Source organism: Kribbella speibonae (genome assembly GCF_004331375.1).
Taxonomy (GTDB): domain Bacteria; phylum Actinomycetota; class Actinomycetes; order Propionibacteriales; family Kribbellaceae; genus Kribbella; species Kribbella sindirgiensis.
In genome coordinates, this window is record NZ_SJKC01000007.1 from 475,329 (window position 1) to 490,193 (window position 14,865).

The 14,865-nt window shown below is 70.2% G+C and carries 11 protein-coding genes; 6 read left to right on the forward strand and 5 right to left on the reverse strand.

The features are described 5' to 3' along the window. The first annotated feature begins 32 nt into the window (after nt 1-32). The gene (locus E0H92_RS38915) at nt 33-368 is read left to right on the forward strand and encodes a hypothetical protein (protein WP_131461032.1); all 336 of its coding nucleotides are present in this window, start codon (nt 33-35) and stop codon (nt 366-368) included. On the opposite strand, the gene E0H92_RS38920 is transcribed toward E0H92_RS38915, so the two are convergent. Both E0H92_RS38920 and E0H92_RS38925 read right to left on the reverse strand, forming a co-directional pair. Next, on the reverse strand, nt 365-2,497 hold the full coding sequence (locus E0H92_RS38920) for a transglycosylase domain-containing protein (protein WP_131499813.1): 2,133 nt from the start codon (nt 2,495-2,497) through the stop codon (nt 365-367). The two genes, E0H92_RS38915 and E0H92_RS38920, sit on opposite strands and share 4 nt — an antisense overlap. Before the next feature lie 21 nt (nt 2,498-2,518). Continuing rightward, nucleotides 2,519-8,026: an ATP-binding protein gene (locus E0H92_RS38925; RefSeq protein WP_131499814.1), complete on the reverse strand. Its 5,508-nt coding sequence runs from the start codon at nt 8,024-8,026 to the stop codon at nt 2,519-2,521. 185 nt (nt 8,027-8,211) lie between these two features. On the opposite strand from E0H92_RS38925, the gene E0H92_RS38930 reads away from it, so the two are divergent. Next, nucleotides 8,212-9,600: an FAD-binding oxidoreductase gene (locus tag E0H92_RS38930; RefSeq protein ID WP_131499815.1), complete on the forward strand. Its 1,389-nt coding sequence runs from the start codon at nt 8,212-8,214 to the stop codon at nt 9,598-9,600. Here E0H92_RS38930 and E0H92_RS38935 read toward each other — a convergent pair. Beyond that, nucleotides 9,543-10,418 carry an NAD-dependent epimerase/dehydratase family protein gene (locus E0H92_RS38935; RefSeq protein WP_131461028.1) on the reverse strand — a complete coding sequence of 292 codons (876 nt, stop codon included), beginning with the start codon at nt 10,416-10,418 and terminating at the stop codon, nt 9,543-9,545. The two genes, E0H92_RS38930 and E0H92_RS38935, sit on opposite strands and share 58 nt — an antisense overlap. Before the next feature lie 32 nt (nt 10,419-10,450). Between E0H92_RS38935 and E0H92_RS38940 the strand changes: the two genes are divergently transcribed. Then, a complete protein-coding gene (locus tag E0H92_RS38940) occupies nt 10,451-11,608 on the forward strand; it encodes a pyridoxal phosphate-dependent aminotransferase (protein ID WP_202874047.1) in 1,158 nt (385 codons plus the stop codon). On the opposite strand, the gene E0H92_RS38945 is transcribed toward E0H92_RS38940, so the two are convergent. Then, a complete protein-coding gene (locus E0H92_RS38945; protein WP_131499816.1) occupies nt 11,589-12,293 on the reverse strand; it encodes a hypothetical protein in 705 nt (234 codons plus the stop codon). The genes E0H92_RS38940 and E0H92_RS38945 overlap by 20 nt on opposite strands. Before the next feature lie 75 nt (nt 12,294-12,368). Between E0H92_RS38945 and E0H92_RS38950 the strand changes: the two genes are divergently transcribed. Next, nucleotides 12,369-13,100 carry an alanyl-tRNA editing protein gene (locus tag E0H92_RS38950; RefSeq protein ID WP_131461026.1) on the forward strand — a complete coding sequence of 244 codons (732 nt, stop codon included), beginning with the start codon at nt 12,369-12,371 and terminating at the stop codon, nt 13,098-13,100. 3 nt (nt 13,101-13,103) lie between these two features. Here E0H92_RS38950 and E0H92_RS38955 read toward each other — a convergent pair whose 3' ends face one another. Beyond that, complete coding sequence (locus E0H92_RS38955) at nt 13,104-13,475, reverse strand: DUF5997 family protein (RefSeq protein WP_131461025.1); 372 nt, start codon at nt 13,473-13,475, stop codon at nt 13,104-13,106. 33 nt (nt 13,476-13,508) lie between these two features. On the opposite strand from E0H92_RS38955, the gene E0H92_RS38960 reads away from it, so the two are divergent. Next, on the forward strand, nt 13,509-14,183 hold the full coding sequence (locus tag E0H92_RS38960; protein ID WP_238152594.1) for a LysR family substrate-binding domain-containing protein: 675 nt from the start codon (nt 13,509-13,511) through the stop codon (nt 14,181-14,183). A gap of 40 nt (nt 14,184-14,223) precedes the next feature. Continuing rightward, nucleotides 14,224-14,739: a VOC family protein gene (locus E0H92_RS38965; RefSeq protein ID WP_131499817.1), complete on the forward strand. Its 516-nt coding sequence runs from the start codon at nt 14,224-14,226 to the stop codon at nt 14,737-14,739. Nucleotides 14,740-14,865: the final 126 nt, after the last annotated feature.

A 14,865-nucleotide genomic window follows, 5' to 3' on the forward strand; every position in this document is an offset into this window, starting at 1 on the left:
AACATGTGTTCGACTCCGGATAATCTGAAAACATGCTTGGTCGGTTCACGGTTCGGCCGTCCGACGACGGATCCCCTGGGTTCGGCGTCTGGGACGGTGCGGTCAACGGGTGGCGTGCGACAGGGATCGACGACGAGGGGAAGGCGCGGGAGCTCGCGGCCGATCTCGACGTGCAGTACGACGCCCACGGGCCTCGCGCGGCGGACGCCGTACGGCACGTCGATCCTGCGCAGCCGGTGCAGCGGGCGACCTGGACGACCGGCGAGCTGGACGTCTGGATCCGGGACAAGGGGGTGTGGCTGGGGCGCTTCCGGGACCAGGACGGGCAGATCACCTGGGTCCCGGGAGCCGACCTCAGACCGCTCTAGCGCGGCGTCGGCTTCGGTTTCGGCGTGGGTTTCGGCTTCTTCTCGGGGTCGGCCGGTTTCGGGTTCGGGTCGCCGATCAGTTTCTTGGGTGGCGCGACGAACCGTTCGACCGGGAGGCCGCGGAGGGCGCCTTGCATCGCGGTCTGCCAGAGCGGGCCGGCGGTGCCGGAGCCGGTCGGGTCGGCGATGTCCTTGCCGTCCAGGGTGTGGCGGTACATCAGGTTGGTGTACGGCAGGTTCGCGTCCGCGACCACCGCGGCCGCGGCCAGGTTCGGCGTGTAACCGGCGTACCAGACGGCCAGGTTCTCCTGGATGGTTCCGGTCTTGCCGGCCATGTCGCGGGTGCCGAAGCGCAGCCGGCCGCCGGTCCCGCCCGGCATCATCACTGCGCTCAGCACCCGGTTCACGCCGTCCGCGACCGCCCGCGGCAGGACCTGCTTGCAGTTGAAGCCGGGGCCGGGGACCGGACGCCCGGCCTTGTCCCGCACCGACGTGACGACCAGCGTCTCGCAGTACTTCCCGCGCGCCGCGAACGTCGCGTAGGCGTTCGACAGCATCAGCGGCGTCACGTACCCGACCCCGAGCGTCATCGAGATCACCTGGTCGAGCGGCTGCAGCGTCTGCGCGTTGTACATCCCGAGCTTGGCCGCGATCGTCGCGATCGAGCACAGCCCGGTGCGCTGCGACAGTTGCAGGAAGTACGTGTTGGTCGAGTACCGCGCGGCCTCGACCATCGTCAGGTTGCCGCTGCGCGTCGAGTTCTTCGGCCGGTACTTCGGGTCGCGGGTCCAGCCCTTGCAGGTACGGAACTTCTTGTTGCTCAGGTCGATCTGCTCCGGCGAGTTGATCCGGTAGTCCATCGGGATGCCCCTGGACAGCGCGGCCGCGATCGTGAACGCCTTCATCGTCGAGCCGTTCTGGAACCCGCCGTACCCGCCGGCGTACGACTTCTCGACGTTGTAGTTGTAGTTCGTGTGGTAGCTGCCGTTGCCGTACTTGCGGCTCTGCACCATCGCCTTCACCAGGCCGGTACCGGGCTCGACGATGCTGATCGCGGCGATCGCGGAGTCGGTGCGCTTCGTGTGCTCGTCGATCGACGCCTGCGCCGCGGCCTGGATCTTCGGGTCGATCGAGGTCCGGATCAGCAGGCCGCCGGTCTTCAGGTAGTGGTCGCGGTCCTTGACGGTCGCGCCGAGGGCCGGGTTGGCGAGCAGCTTGGAGACCACGTAGTCGCAGTAGAACGGGTACCGCGAGTTGGCGCACCCGTTCGGCACCGGCTCGACCTTCGCGAGGTCGATCACCGGGGACCGGAGCGCCTGGTTCGCCTGGCCGACCGTGATCACGCCGAGTTCGAGCATCCGCTTGATCACCACGTCCCGGCGGGCCTTGGCGCGGGTCAGGTCGTTGGTCGGGTCGTACCCGGTCGGGTTCTTCACCAGCCCGGCCAGCAGCGCGGCCTGCGGGAGCGTGAGCTTGTCGGCGGTGGTCCGGAAGTAGTGCTGGGCCGCGGTCTGGATGCCGTACGTGCCGTCGCCGAAGTTCGCCAGATTCAGGTACCGCTCGAGGATCTCGTCCTTGGACAGCTCGCTTTCGACCGCGATCGCGTACCGCAGCTCGGCGAGTTTGCGTTCGTACGAGACCTCGGTGGCCTGCTGCCGCTCGGAGGCGGTGCGCGCCTTCTCGACCAGGCTCATCTTCACGTACTGCTGGGTGATGCTCGACCCGCCCTGCTGCACCTCGCCCTCGGTCTGGTTGCGCACCATCGCGCGCAGCGTGCCCTTCAGGTCGAGCGCGCCGTGGTCGTAGAACCGGGAGTCCTCGATCGCCACGATCGCCTTGCGCATGATCGGGCTGACCGTGGACAACGGCACCGGCACCCGGTTCTGCTCGTACAAGGTCGCGAGCAGGGTGCCGTCCGCGGCCAGGATGCGGCTGCGAACGGCCACCGGATCGATCGCGAGCTCTCGCGGCAGACTCTGAACGGTATCCGCGACCTCAGCTGCGCCACGCCCGGCGAAGCCGGCGAACGGGACCGCGAGCCCCGCCGCCAGCGCACCAGAAAGCGCGCTCACGCCGATGAACGTGATCAACGACCGAGCCCAACTGCGACCGCCCCTGTCGGTACGCACCCGTCCAGGGTAGGCGAGAGATCAAACTCCCGGTACCCCGGAATTGATTGCCTCGATCAACTTCGGCCGCAGTTCCCGGGCACTGATCACGGCATCGACGGATCCGACCTCGCGGGCCCGCTCGATACTGTGCACCCGGTCGAACTCGGTCGCGACCTCGCCCAGTTTCTCTGCCCGTACGACGGTTCGGACGTCCGCGAGCTCCGTGGCCAGTGCTGCCCGCTCCGCGCCGACGGCCTCGCCGACCCGCTCGGCCAGTGCCGCGACCCGCGGATCCGCGGCGGTCCGCGCGTCCACTTCGGCCGCGAACACCACCGCGGCCGCCGGCGCGCCGCCGAGCACCGAGGCGAACGATCCCTCCACCGCGAGCACCGTCATCGACGGGTTCAGCGACTTCGAGAACACCACGAACGCGCCGCCGTGGTACCGCGACACGACGCAGAACACGATCGGCCCGCGGAAGTTCACGATCGCGCGCCCGATCTCGGCGCCGTACTCGAGTTGTAGGTTCCGCATCGAGTCCGGTGACCCGTCGAACCCGGACAGGTTCGCCAGCACCACCAGCGGACGGTTCCCGCTGGCCGAGTTGATCGCCCGCGCGACCTTCTTCGACGACCGCGGGAACAGCGTGCCGGCGGTGTACGTGTCCGGGCCGTCGGTGGGCGGGAAGCCGCGCCGCGGCACCGACCGGGACTCGATCCCGACCAGGCAGACCGGGAAGCCGCCGAGCCGCGCGTCCTGCACGACCGCAGTATCGGCGTCGGCCATCCCGGCCCAGCGCTCCAGGACCGGGTGATCCTGGTCGGTGACGGCCCGCATCAGCGTGCGGATGTCGAACGCCTTCTTCCGGTCCGGGTTCGTGGCCGCCGAGAAGATCTCGCCGATCGTCTTGAAGTCGCTGCCCTCGACGTCGTGCGGGTACGGCGTCACGTCGCGGTCGGCCGGGTCGTTCGTGACCGCCCGCCGGGGACTGCTCTCCCCCGCCGCGACGTACGTGTGGTCGTAGTGCGTCATCAGTACGTCGCGGGCGCCCTTCAGGTCCGGCGCCCAGTACTGCGCCTGCCCGTTCGGGCCCATCACCCGGTCGTAGCCGCCGATGCCGAAGTTGTCCTCGGCCGAGACGCTGCCGGAGAAGTCCAGCGTCTGCTTGCCGGTCAGCACCATCGCGCTGTCCGGCGTCATCACCAGGATGCCCTTGGTGTGCATCAGCATGGTCGCCTCGGCGTTCCAGTACGGCTGCGCGCCGACGTTGATCCCCGCGACCACGACGTTGATCTCGCCGCCGGCCTGGGTGAACTCGACGATCCGCTTCAGCGCCTTGGCGACCCAGTCCATGTTCTCGGTACCGGAGTCCATCGAGATCCGGGCGCCGGCCGACAGCGAGTACCACTCGACCGGAACCCGCAACTGCTCGGCCAGGTCGAGTGCCGCGATGATCCGCGCGCACTCCGCCTCGGCGACCGCGCCGAGCGCCTTGGTCGGGTCGCCGCTCATCGCGACCCGGGTGACGCCCTCGGGGTAGCGCGTCGTCGGCGTGGTGACGATGCCGACGATGATGCCGGCCTTGTTCAGGCCCTTCGCCCGGTCCACCGGGACCAGGCGCCCGCCGTCGTCGAGGTCGTGCTCGACGAACGAGCCGCCCTGGCCGGCGACCATGCCGCTGACCTCGTACGGGTAGATCGTGTTCCGCCGCCGGGACCGCTGCACCTTCTGCGCGTAGTCGTCGAGCGGCAGCAACCGCCCGGTCGGCGGCTGCTCGATCGACGTGACGACGCCGGCGCCGTGCTGGTAGTAGAACCGCGCGGCGACCGGGTTGACCGAGCCGTCCGGCGCCGCGACGTCGCCCTGGACCAGGACCTCCTCGATCCCGGCGCCCGCGGTCATCGGGGCGATGTTGCGCTGCAGCGCGGTCACCTCGTCGACCTGGACGTCGACCACCGGCCAGATCTGCACCCAGACGTGGTTCATGTCGAGCTTCGCACCCGCCGCACCGCGCGCGGAGCGGGCCCGGCGGATCGCCTCGAGGCAGTTCGAGATCGCGCGCTCCGCGTGCGGCAGCGACGTGACCTGCCCGTCCTCGTCCCGGACCACGGCGAACTGGCGGACCTGTGCCAGCGCGACCAGCCGCCGGTCCGCCTCGTTGTCGCGGGCGACGCAGTAGTAGAGCAGTACGTCTTCCGGCGCGTCGAGGCGGGTGATGCGGAAGTCGCGCAGCCGCCACAGGTTCAGGCGGCGGCCGACCATCGGGTGGACGCCGCGGACGTTGTCGTCCTCGGCCATCGAACCGCCGGCCGGGCGGTACGTGAAGTACGAGACCGGTCGGCCCTGTCCCGGAGCGATGGCGACCGAGATCCGGCGTACCCGCTGGGCGATCGGCAGGTCGGCGACCATCCGGCGGTACAGGTCCGAGGCGTCCTGCTGTGAGTCGGGCAGGTCGGGGCCGTACAGGTAGAGCTCGACGACAGCCTCGTGGCCCGCCGTCCGGGCCTCGATCCGATCGGTCAGCGCGCGCACCAGGCCGCTGTCGCGATCGGCCAGCTCGGCGACCGTGCCGACGGTCGTGACGAGGTGGCTCGGGCGGTCGTCGATCGAGTAGTCGGCGGTCGCGAACGGCCGTCCGTCGACGGCGAACGCGCGCAGGTCGTGCAGCTCGTACTCGCGGTAGTGCCGCCGGACGAGTACCTCGAGCATCGGCTCGCGCTCGCCCCAGCCGCCCTCCAGCCGCTGGGCGAGGAACCGGACGATCGGCTCCGGGATCGCGGCCAGCGCGTCGATCCGCTGCTGCCGCTCCGGCGAGTCCGGCAGCGTCGCCAGGTCGGCGACCTCGTCCCCGACGCCCGCGATGATCGACGCCCGCTCGGCGTCGACCTGCGGCTGGTCGAACCACCGGAACCGCACGCTCCGGGCCAGGTCGCCGACGACCGGGAACCGCAGCTGCGTGGCCAGCACCAGCCGGTCCAGCAGTTCGTGCACGCACTCGTCCAGCGGCGCCTCCGGCAGCGGCTCGGCGATCCACCGCTGCAGCACGGACGTCACCAGCAGTACGTCGGGACTCGACCGCTGCTGCGCCAGGAAGATCCGGAAGACCGCCTCCTCCAGCTCGGGGCTCCGCTCCAGACCGGTCACCCCGTAGTGGCTCAGTACGCGGGTCAACCGGGCCTGGAACTCGCCCGGCAGGCCGCCGCGATCCGGGTCCAGGCTCTGCAGGTACGTGTAGAAGTACTCGCGCGGGCTGTGCACCCGGTTCTCGAGCGTGGTGTCCGTCCCGGCCGGCCGGTTGCGGCTCAGCTCGGCGAAGTCCGCGAACACCGTCAGCAGCTCGATCTCCGGACCGATCGGCGGCCCGGAGCGTTGGTGGGCGAGCTCGGACCGGGCGGCGAGGTAGTCGGCCAGCATGCCGCCCTCGTCCTGCGGGTCGATGTCGAACCCGAGCAGCATGCTCCGCAGATCGTCCAGCCCGCGCTCCAGCCGCTCGGCCGCGGACTTCTCCCCGGACCCGTTCGGCAGATCCAGCTGTACGCCGTTCTGCACCGGAGCGGCAACTTCCGCAGTCTCGTCGGCAACGGGCTCGAGCCGGAGGAGGGGCGCGCCCGTCTCGACCTGGCTGCCCGTGGAGACCAGCAGTTCGCGAACGGTCGCCTTGAACGGCGCGTACAGCACCGTCTCCATCTTCATGCTCTCGAGCACCAGCACCGGAGCGCCGGCCTCGATCTCGGCACCGGTCTGCACCGGCGTCGCCACCACGAGCGCCGGAGCGGGCGAACGCAGTACGCCGCCCTCGTCGCGACTCACGCGGTGGGTGACGCCGTCGACCTCGACGAGATGCACCGGGCCGTGGGTCGCGGTCACCAGGCGGAACCGCTGCCCGCCGACGACCAGGCGGCTCGTGTACTCGTCCAGCCGCTCCAGCTCGGCGTCCACCACCTTCAGCTGCCCGTTGCCGACACCGACCCGGAACCGCTCGGGCCCGATCCGCGCCACGGTGACCTGGTAGCTCGCGCCGCGCAGCTTCAGGTCGATCGCGCGACCGACCTCGTGCTGGACCTGCGGGCGGCCGCCGTGCGCGGTCTCGTACAGCCGGGTGCGCTCGACCTGCTCGGCGTCCTCGTACCCCTCGATCGCGGCCGCGACCAGGGCGATGCCGGAGTGCCGGTGCGAGACCAGACGGCCCTCGCCGCGGACCCGGTCGATCCAGCCGGTGTCGGCGCTGCCGTCGATCACCTCGGGCTGGTCGAGCAGGTCGAGGATGAAGCTCTTGTTGGTCGCGCCGCCTTCGATCAGCACGGTCGTGGCCTGCATCGCGCGCCGCAACCGCGCGAGCGCCTCCTCGCGGGTCCGTCCGTACCCGATGATCTTCGCGATCATCGAGTCGAAGTCCGCCGGGATGCTGTCGCCGGCGCTGACACCGGTGTCGACCCGGATGCCGGGGCCGGCGGGCAGGTCGAGGACGGCGATCCGCCCGGGCGACGGCGCGAAGTCCCGGTCCGGGTCCTCGGCGTTCAGCCGGGCCTCGACCGCGTGCCCGCTCTCGACCGGCCGCACGCCGTCCAGCCGGCCGCCGGACGCGACGTGGAGCTGGGCCTTCACCAGGTCGAACCCGGTGGTCAGCTCGGTGATCGGGTGTTCGACCTGCAGCCGGGTGTTCACCTCGAGGAACGCGAACGACTTCTCCCCCGGGTGGTACAGGAACTCGACCGTCGCAGCGCCCCGGTACCCGACCGCGATCGCCAGCCGCTCGGCCGACGCCTTCAGGTCATCGACCTGGGACGCGGACAGCAGCGGCGACGCGGACTCCTCGATCACCTTCTGGTTGCGGCGCTGCACCGAGCAGTCCCGGACGCCGAGCGCCCACGCCGTACCCTCGCCGTCCGCGATCACCTGGACCTCGACGTGCCGCGCGCCGGTGACGAGGCGCTCCAGGAACACCACGCCGCTGCCGAAGGCGCGCGCGGCCTCCTCACTGGTCCGCGCGTACGCGTCGGCCAGCTCGTCGGCGGAGCTGACCATCCGGATCCCGCGGCCACCGCCGCCGGCCGTTGCCTTGAGCATCAACGGGTACCCGATCCGCTCGGCCGCCTGCAGCGCGGCGTCGAGCGACTCGACCGCGCCCCGGCTCCACGGCGCGACCGGGACGCCGACCTCCTCGGCGATCAGCTTCGAGCCGATCTTGTCGCCGAGCTTGCGCATCGCCTCGGCCGACGGGCCGATGAAGGTCACGCCGATCCGGTCGCACAGCTCCGCGAACGCCGGGTCCTCGGCGACGAACCCCCAGCCGACCCAGGCGGCGTCCGCCCCGGTCTCGCGGAGCGCCCGCTCCAGGACCTCGAGGTCCAGGTACGGCCGGGCCGACGCCGGCCCGAGCGGGTACGTGATATCCGCCGCGCGCACGAAGGTCGCCGTCCGCTCGCCGTCGGTGAACAAGGCCACGGTCTCGATCGGGTCACCGCCTTCGGCGTTGACTTCGCGGACCGCGTTGATGAGCCGCATCGCGGCTTCACCCCGGTTCACTATTGCGATACGCTTGAACATCGACCGCCTCCGTGTCTCACCCTGAGCTGTGCGGACAGACCTCTCCCCTGGATCGCAGCGGACAGGTGTCGCTGGCACAGGCTTTCAGCCCAGGGCCGTTACCGTCGAGTCGGCCCCCCGATCAGGCGTGTTTCCACCCTGACCCCAGGGTGTGGAAACCTCCAGGGCAGGGCTTCTGGGAGGGGATGAAGGACGTGACCGACGCGTTGATCGACCGGCTGCGGGGCGAGGTCGCCGGACCGGTGCTGGCACCGGGTGACAAGGGGTACGACGAGGAACTGGCCGGGTTCAACCTGGCCGTGACGCACACGCCGGACGTGGTGGTCGGGCTGATGTCCGAGGACGACGCCGTCGCGGTGGTCCGCGCCGCGGCCGAGACCGGTACGCCGGTCCGCGTGCTCGCGACCGGCCACGGCATCCCGAACCCGATGCAGGGCGGGATCGTGGTGACCACACGGCGGATGACCGGCGTGAGCATCGACGCCGAGGCACAGGTGGCGCACATCGCCGCGGGCACCCAATGGGCCGAGGTGATCGCGTCGGCCGCGCCGTACGGGCTGGCGCCGATCACCGGCGCGTCCGACGCGGTCGGCTGCATCGGGTACACCCTCGGCGGCGGTCTCGGCCCGCTTGCCCGGACGTACGGCTTCTCGTCCGACTGGGCGCGGTCGTTCCGCGTCGTCACGGCGGCCGGCGACGTGGTGACCGCGAGCGAGACCGAGCACCCGGACCTGTTCTGGGCGTTGCGCGGCGGCAAGGGCGGTTTCGGCATCGTCACCGCGATGGACTTCGGACTGGTCGAGCTGCGCACCCTGTACGGCGGTTCGGTGTTCTTCGACGCCGAACACATCGCGTCCGCACTGACCACCTGGGCCGAGTGGACGAGGTCGCTGCCGGAGAGCGCGAACTCGTCGGTGGTGATCCTGCGGCTGCCGCCGCTCGAGTTCATTCCCGAACCGCTGCGCGGCAAGACGGTGCTGAGCGTGCGGTTCGCGTACGTCGGTGACGCGGCCGACGGCAAGCGGCTCTTCCAGCCGATCCGCGACGCCGGCCCGACGCTGATCGACGCCGTCGGCGAGATGCCGGCGAGCGATATCGCGCTGATCCACAACGACCCGAAGGACCCGACCCCGTCGTGGGATCGCGGGATGCTGCTGGACGAGCTCGACGCCGAGTTCGTGCAGGCGTTCCTGGAGGTGGCCGGCCCGGAGCAGCAGATCCCGGTGGTCGCGGTCGAGATGCGGCACCTCGGCGGCGCGACGGAACGCGACGTCCCCGAGGGCAGCGCGGTCGGCGGCCGCAGCGGGGCGTGCACGCTGACGCTGATCGGCGTACCGGATCCGAACCTGTTCGACAAGGTGCTTCCGGCAACGGTCGACGGGATCCTCGGGCGGCTGGAGCCGTGGGTGTGCGAGGAGACCACGGTGAACTTCGCCGGCGGTTTCGCGCTGCCGGGGTCGTACGAGAAGTCGTGGCCGGCCGACACGTTCGCGCGGCTGGCCGAGGTACGGGCGGCCTACGACCCGGACTCGCTCTTCCCGTTCGGGCCGCGCCAGGAGAACTCCGGCTCGTAACCGAGCAGGCGGCGCGCCTTCTCGATCGACAGCAACGTGTCGTTCGGGCCGAACGGGTGCTTCACGGGTACGCCGGGGAACACCTCGGCGAGGAGCTCCTCGTTCGGCCGGGACATCACCGTGTCGGCGTTCGCGACGATGAACACGTCCGTCCCGGTCACGCCGTACTCGAGTGCCTTGCGGACGGCCTGGGCGCCGTCGCGGGCGTCGATGTAGCCCCAGAGGTTCCACTTGCGGGCGTTTGCGTCCGCGTCGAACGCTGGGAACCGCGCGTAGTCCTCGGGGTACATCACGTTGGAGAAGCGGAGCCCGATCAGCTTCAGGTCCGGGTGCCACCGGCAGAGCTGCCGGGCCAGCTCCTCCTCGAGCGTCTTGACCAGCGAGTACGTGCTGTTCGGCCGCGGCGGGTAGTCCTCGTCGACCGGCACGTACGGCGGGAACTCGTCGAACGGCAGGCCGAGCACGGTCTCGCTCGACGCCCACACGATGTTCCGGACGCCGGCCCGCAGCGCGGCGGAGAACACGTTGTAGGTGACGGTCATGTTGTTGTGGAACGTCGCCGCGTTCGGCCGCAGGCCCGGCGCCGGGATCGCGGCGAGGTGCACGACCGCGTCGACGCCGTCGTGCCGGTCGTCGATACCGGCGATCGCCTCGTAGGTCTGGCCGAAATCGGTCAGATCGAGCCGCGTCGACGTGACGTCCGACCGCGCCGGTGCGGCCTGGTCGAGCGCGACCACTTCCCACCCGTGGTCCGCCAGATGATCGACGACGGCCTTGCCCAGCTTGCCGCTGCTTCCGGTAACCGCTACCCGTGCCACGTAGCAATCCTCGCAGAACTAGGGTGGTTGCCGTGAAACTTGCTCAACGGATGGACCGCTTGGGGACCGAATCGGCGTTCGAGGTGCTCGCCAAGGCGAAGGCCCTGGAGGCGCAGGGCCGCGAGATCGTGCACCTCGAGATCGGCGAACCGGACTTCGACACGCCGCCGCACGTGATCGCGGCCGCGCAGCAGGCTCTCGACAAGGGCTACACGCACTACGTGCCGGCGCCCGGTATCCCCGAGCTGCGGACCGCGGTCGCGGACTTCCTCGACCGCACCGGCCGGCTGAACACGACACCCGACCGGGTGCTGATCACGCCGGGCGCGAAGCCGATCATGTTCTTCACGATCCTGGCGCTCTGCGAGGAGGGCGACGAGGTCCTCTACCCCGACCCCGGATTCCCGATGTACGCGTCGATCGCGGCCTTCGCCGGCGCGAAGCCGGTGCCGGTGCCGCTGCGCGAGGAGAACGGGTTCGTCATCGACCCCGCCGAGCTGCGCTCGCTGGTCACCGAGCGGACCAAGCTGCTGATCCTCAACTCACCGCACAACCCGTGCGGCAGCGCCTCCACCCCCGAGCAGCTGGCCGAGATCGCCGAGATCGCGATCGAGCACGACCTGGTCGTCCTGAGCGACGAGGTCTACTGGGCGCTGCGGTACGACGGGGAGCACCACAGCGTGCTCGACCTGGACGGGATGGCGTCGCGGACCGTCCTCCTCGACGGCTGGTCGAAGACGTTCGCGATGACCGGCTGGCGGCTGGGCTTCGGAGTGTTCCCGGAGCCGCTGGTGGAGCCGGTGACGCGGCTGATGATCAACTCGGTGTCGTGTACGTCGGCGTTCAGCCAGCACGCCGCGATCGCCGCCCTCGAAGGACCGTGGGACGACGTCGACCGGATGCTCGAGGCGTTCCGCGAACGGCGTGAGGTGATCGTCTCCGGGCTGAACGCCGTACCGGGCGTCTCGTGCGTGGAGCCGGGCGGAGCGTTCTACGCCTTCCCGAACATCAGCGAGCTCGGCGTATCGGCGGCGACCTTGTCGGACCGCTTGCTGGACGAGGCCGGGGTCGCCTGCCTGCCCGGTACGTCGTTCGGCGCGTACGGCGAGGGCCACCTGCGCTTCTCGTACGCGAACTCGGTCGAGAACATCCGCCACGCCCTCGACGCCTTCACGTCTCTTGTGCGCTGACCACTACCAACCAGTCCGCGCTGACCACCCGATACCCCAGCCCGTACAGCCCGCGCAGGATCCCGGGAACATGGCGGGCCCCGTAGACGACCGCGATCTCGATGTCCTCGTCAGCACGCTCCCGGACGACCTCGGCGACCGCCGCGACGGCCCGTCCGTCGCGCCGGTCGAGCACCAGATCGAAGAAGGCGTCCCACTGCGCACTGCGCAGCTCTTCCTGCGCTGTCGGGAGATCGTTGACCTCGATGTCGGGTGACAGCAGCGTGCGGCGGCCGGTGAAGAACTGGCCGATCGACACCACCGGAACCGAGGCCCAGGTCAGCGCGCGGACCTTCCACGGCAGTTCCTGAAAACCTTCCTCGAACTCCTTCCCCGAGATGTCCGGAGCCACGAACGGTACGCCGAGATCGCCGTACGGAATGTCGTCCTCGACCAGCCCGGACTCTTCGTTCACCGGCATCACCCGGTATGTCGCGGTCAAGCCGTCGACGGCCGCGGACGCACCCTGGATTCCTTCGACGACCAGCAGATCGCACTCGCGCAGGCGCGCCTCGACCGCACGGAAGAACTGTGGTTCCGCCACGTGCAGCATCGGGAAGATCACGATGGCGGGCCCGCCGCCGCGCCTGGTCAGCCGCAGTACGGCGGACCGGGTCCCCACGATGCTGTTTTCGATGATCTGCATGATCTCCACCCCCACCTGACAGTGTCCCGGCGGCTGAGGTCAACCAGGTCGCGCCGTGTGGCACAGTGGCTGGTCATGAGCGAGCAGCACGGGCACACGCATCGGCTCGATCTCGACGACGCCTCGGTGCGGGAGTGGGACGCGACAGTCGTCGGCGTGGATCCGGAGCGTGGGATCGTGCTCGACCGGTCCGCGTTCTACCCGGGCGGCGGTGGGCAGCCGCCGGACCAGGGCGTGCTGCTGTGGGGCGGCGTCCGGACCCGGATCGTTGGGACAACCAAGGGCGACGACCTGTACCTGACGCCGCACGAGGACGACCCGCTGCCGCCGGCCGGGACCGCGGTCCGCGGTGCGCTCGACGACGAACGGCGTACTCAGCTGATGCGGACGCACTCCGGGCTGCATGTGCTGACCGGCGTGGTGTTCCGCGACTTCGGCGCGCTCGTCACGGGCGGGAACATGGAACCGCTGTCGGCGCGGATGGACTTCGATCTGGCCGACGTACCGCCGGACTTCAAGGACCGGGTCGCCGAGGCGGTGAACGCGGAGATCCGCACCGACCGCCGGATCACCGTGAGCAACCTGCCGCGCGAGGAGGCGTTCGCGATCCCGGACATCATCCGGACCGCGACCAATCTGCTCCCGCCGGACATCGAGATCGTCCGGATCGTCGACATCGCCGGCCTCGACACCCAGGCCGACGGCGGCACCCACGTCGCGTCCACCGCCCTGATCGGCCGGATGGAGGTCGTGAAGATGGAGAGCAAGGGCAGAGGCTTCCGGCGCCTCCGCGTCCGGATCACCTGACGACTACCGGCGCGGCTTCTTCTTCTGCTCGGCCTCTTGCCGGCGGACCTCCGCCTGCGTGGCGCGTTCGTGCTCCAGCCAGTCCGGGTTCTCGTCCCGGATGGCCTCGATGTCGTCGGTGGTCAGCGCCTCGGTGATCCCGGCCCGCGCCAGGCCGCTGATCGAGACACCGAGCCTGGCCGCCACGACCGAGCGCGGGTGCGGCCCGTTCCGGCGGAGTTCCCGGAGCCACTCGGGCGGGTCCGCCTGCAGCGCGTCGAGTTCCTCGCGCGAGACCACGCCGTCCTGGAACTCCGCGGGCGTCGCCTGGAGGTACACCTCCAGCTTCTTCGCCGCCGTCGCGGGCTTCATGGTCTGGGACTTACGCGCTGTCATGGCAGCAGCCTAGTGCCCGGTAGCCTGACGACCGTGACCGGATTCCGGCTGGGCTACGTCCCCGGCGTGACCCCCGCCAAATGGGTTCGGATCTGGACGGAGCGACTCCCCCGCGTCCCGCTCGAACTCGTCCAGGTCTCCGCCGCCGAGGCCCCCGATCTGGTACGCCGGGCCGAGGTCGACGCCGTCCTCCTGCGCCTCCCGATCGACCGCATCGGCCTGCACGCGATCCCGCTGTACGTCGAGCAGACGGTGGTCGTCGTACCCAAGGACCACCTGATGACCGCGGCCGAGGAGGTCACCGTCGACGACCTCGCCGACGAGCTGATGCTGTACCCGCAGGACGACGTACTGGACTGGGACCGCCCGCCGGGACGGCTGATCGACGACCGCCCGGCGCGGACCGGCGACGCGATCGAGCTGGTTGCCATGGGCACCGGGCTGCTGGTGGTACCGCAGTCACTCGCCCGGCTGCACCACCGCAAGGACCTGACCTACCGCCCGCTGACCGGCGTACCGGAATCGCAGGTCGCGCTCAGCTGGCCCGAGGACGAGACCAGCGAACTGGTCGAGCACTTCATCGGCATCGTCCGCGGCCGGACCGCGAACAGCACCCGCGGCCCGGCGACGCCCAAACGGCAGAAGAAGCCTGCCGCCCAGGCTTCGCGGCAGCCCGCGCGGCCGAAGAAACCCCGCCGCCGGCGCTAGCCACTGGAAATAAGTTGAGGCTTCAACTAACATCGCTGGTATGGCGATCTTCCGGTTGAACCACGCGGTCCTGTACGTGCGCGACGTCGCGGCGAGCGTCGCGTTCTACCGAGACGTCCTCGGCTTCGGCTACACCGAGACCGGCGACGCCATCCCCGGCGCGGCGTTCCTGCGGGCGCCCGGGTCGAGCAACGACCACGACCTCGGCCTGTTCCAGATCGGGTCGCAGGCCGGCCCGTCGGGTGCCGGACGGACGACCGTCGGGCTCTACCACCTCGCGTGGGAGGTGGACACCCTCGGCGATCTCGAGGACCTGGCCGGCGCGTTGAGCGAGCACGACGCCCTGGTCGGCGCCTCCGACCACGGGACCACGAAGTCGCTCTACGGCAAGGACCCCGACGGGCTCGAGTTCGAGATCGTCTGGATCATCCCCGCCGGCCTCCTCACCGACGACGACCGCAACAAGACCGGCATCTCCCGCCTCAACCTCCCCGCCGAAATCACCAAGTACGGCCGCGAGGCCCGCAGCGGAGTAGGCATCTCCCGCGTCGGCTGACGGGTTGTTTCACCGCTGGCGGGTTGTAGAGCCTGTTGCGGAATGGGGTGTGCCGCTGGGGGTTGGGGTGTGGGTGGTGGTTGAGGATTGGGTGGTGGCGAACTCGTATCGGCCGGTGGATCGTGG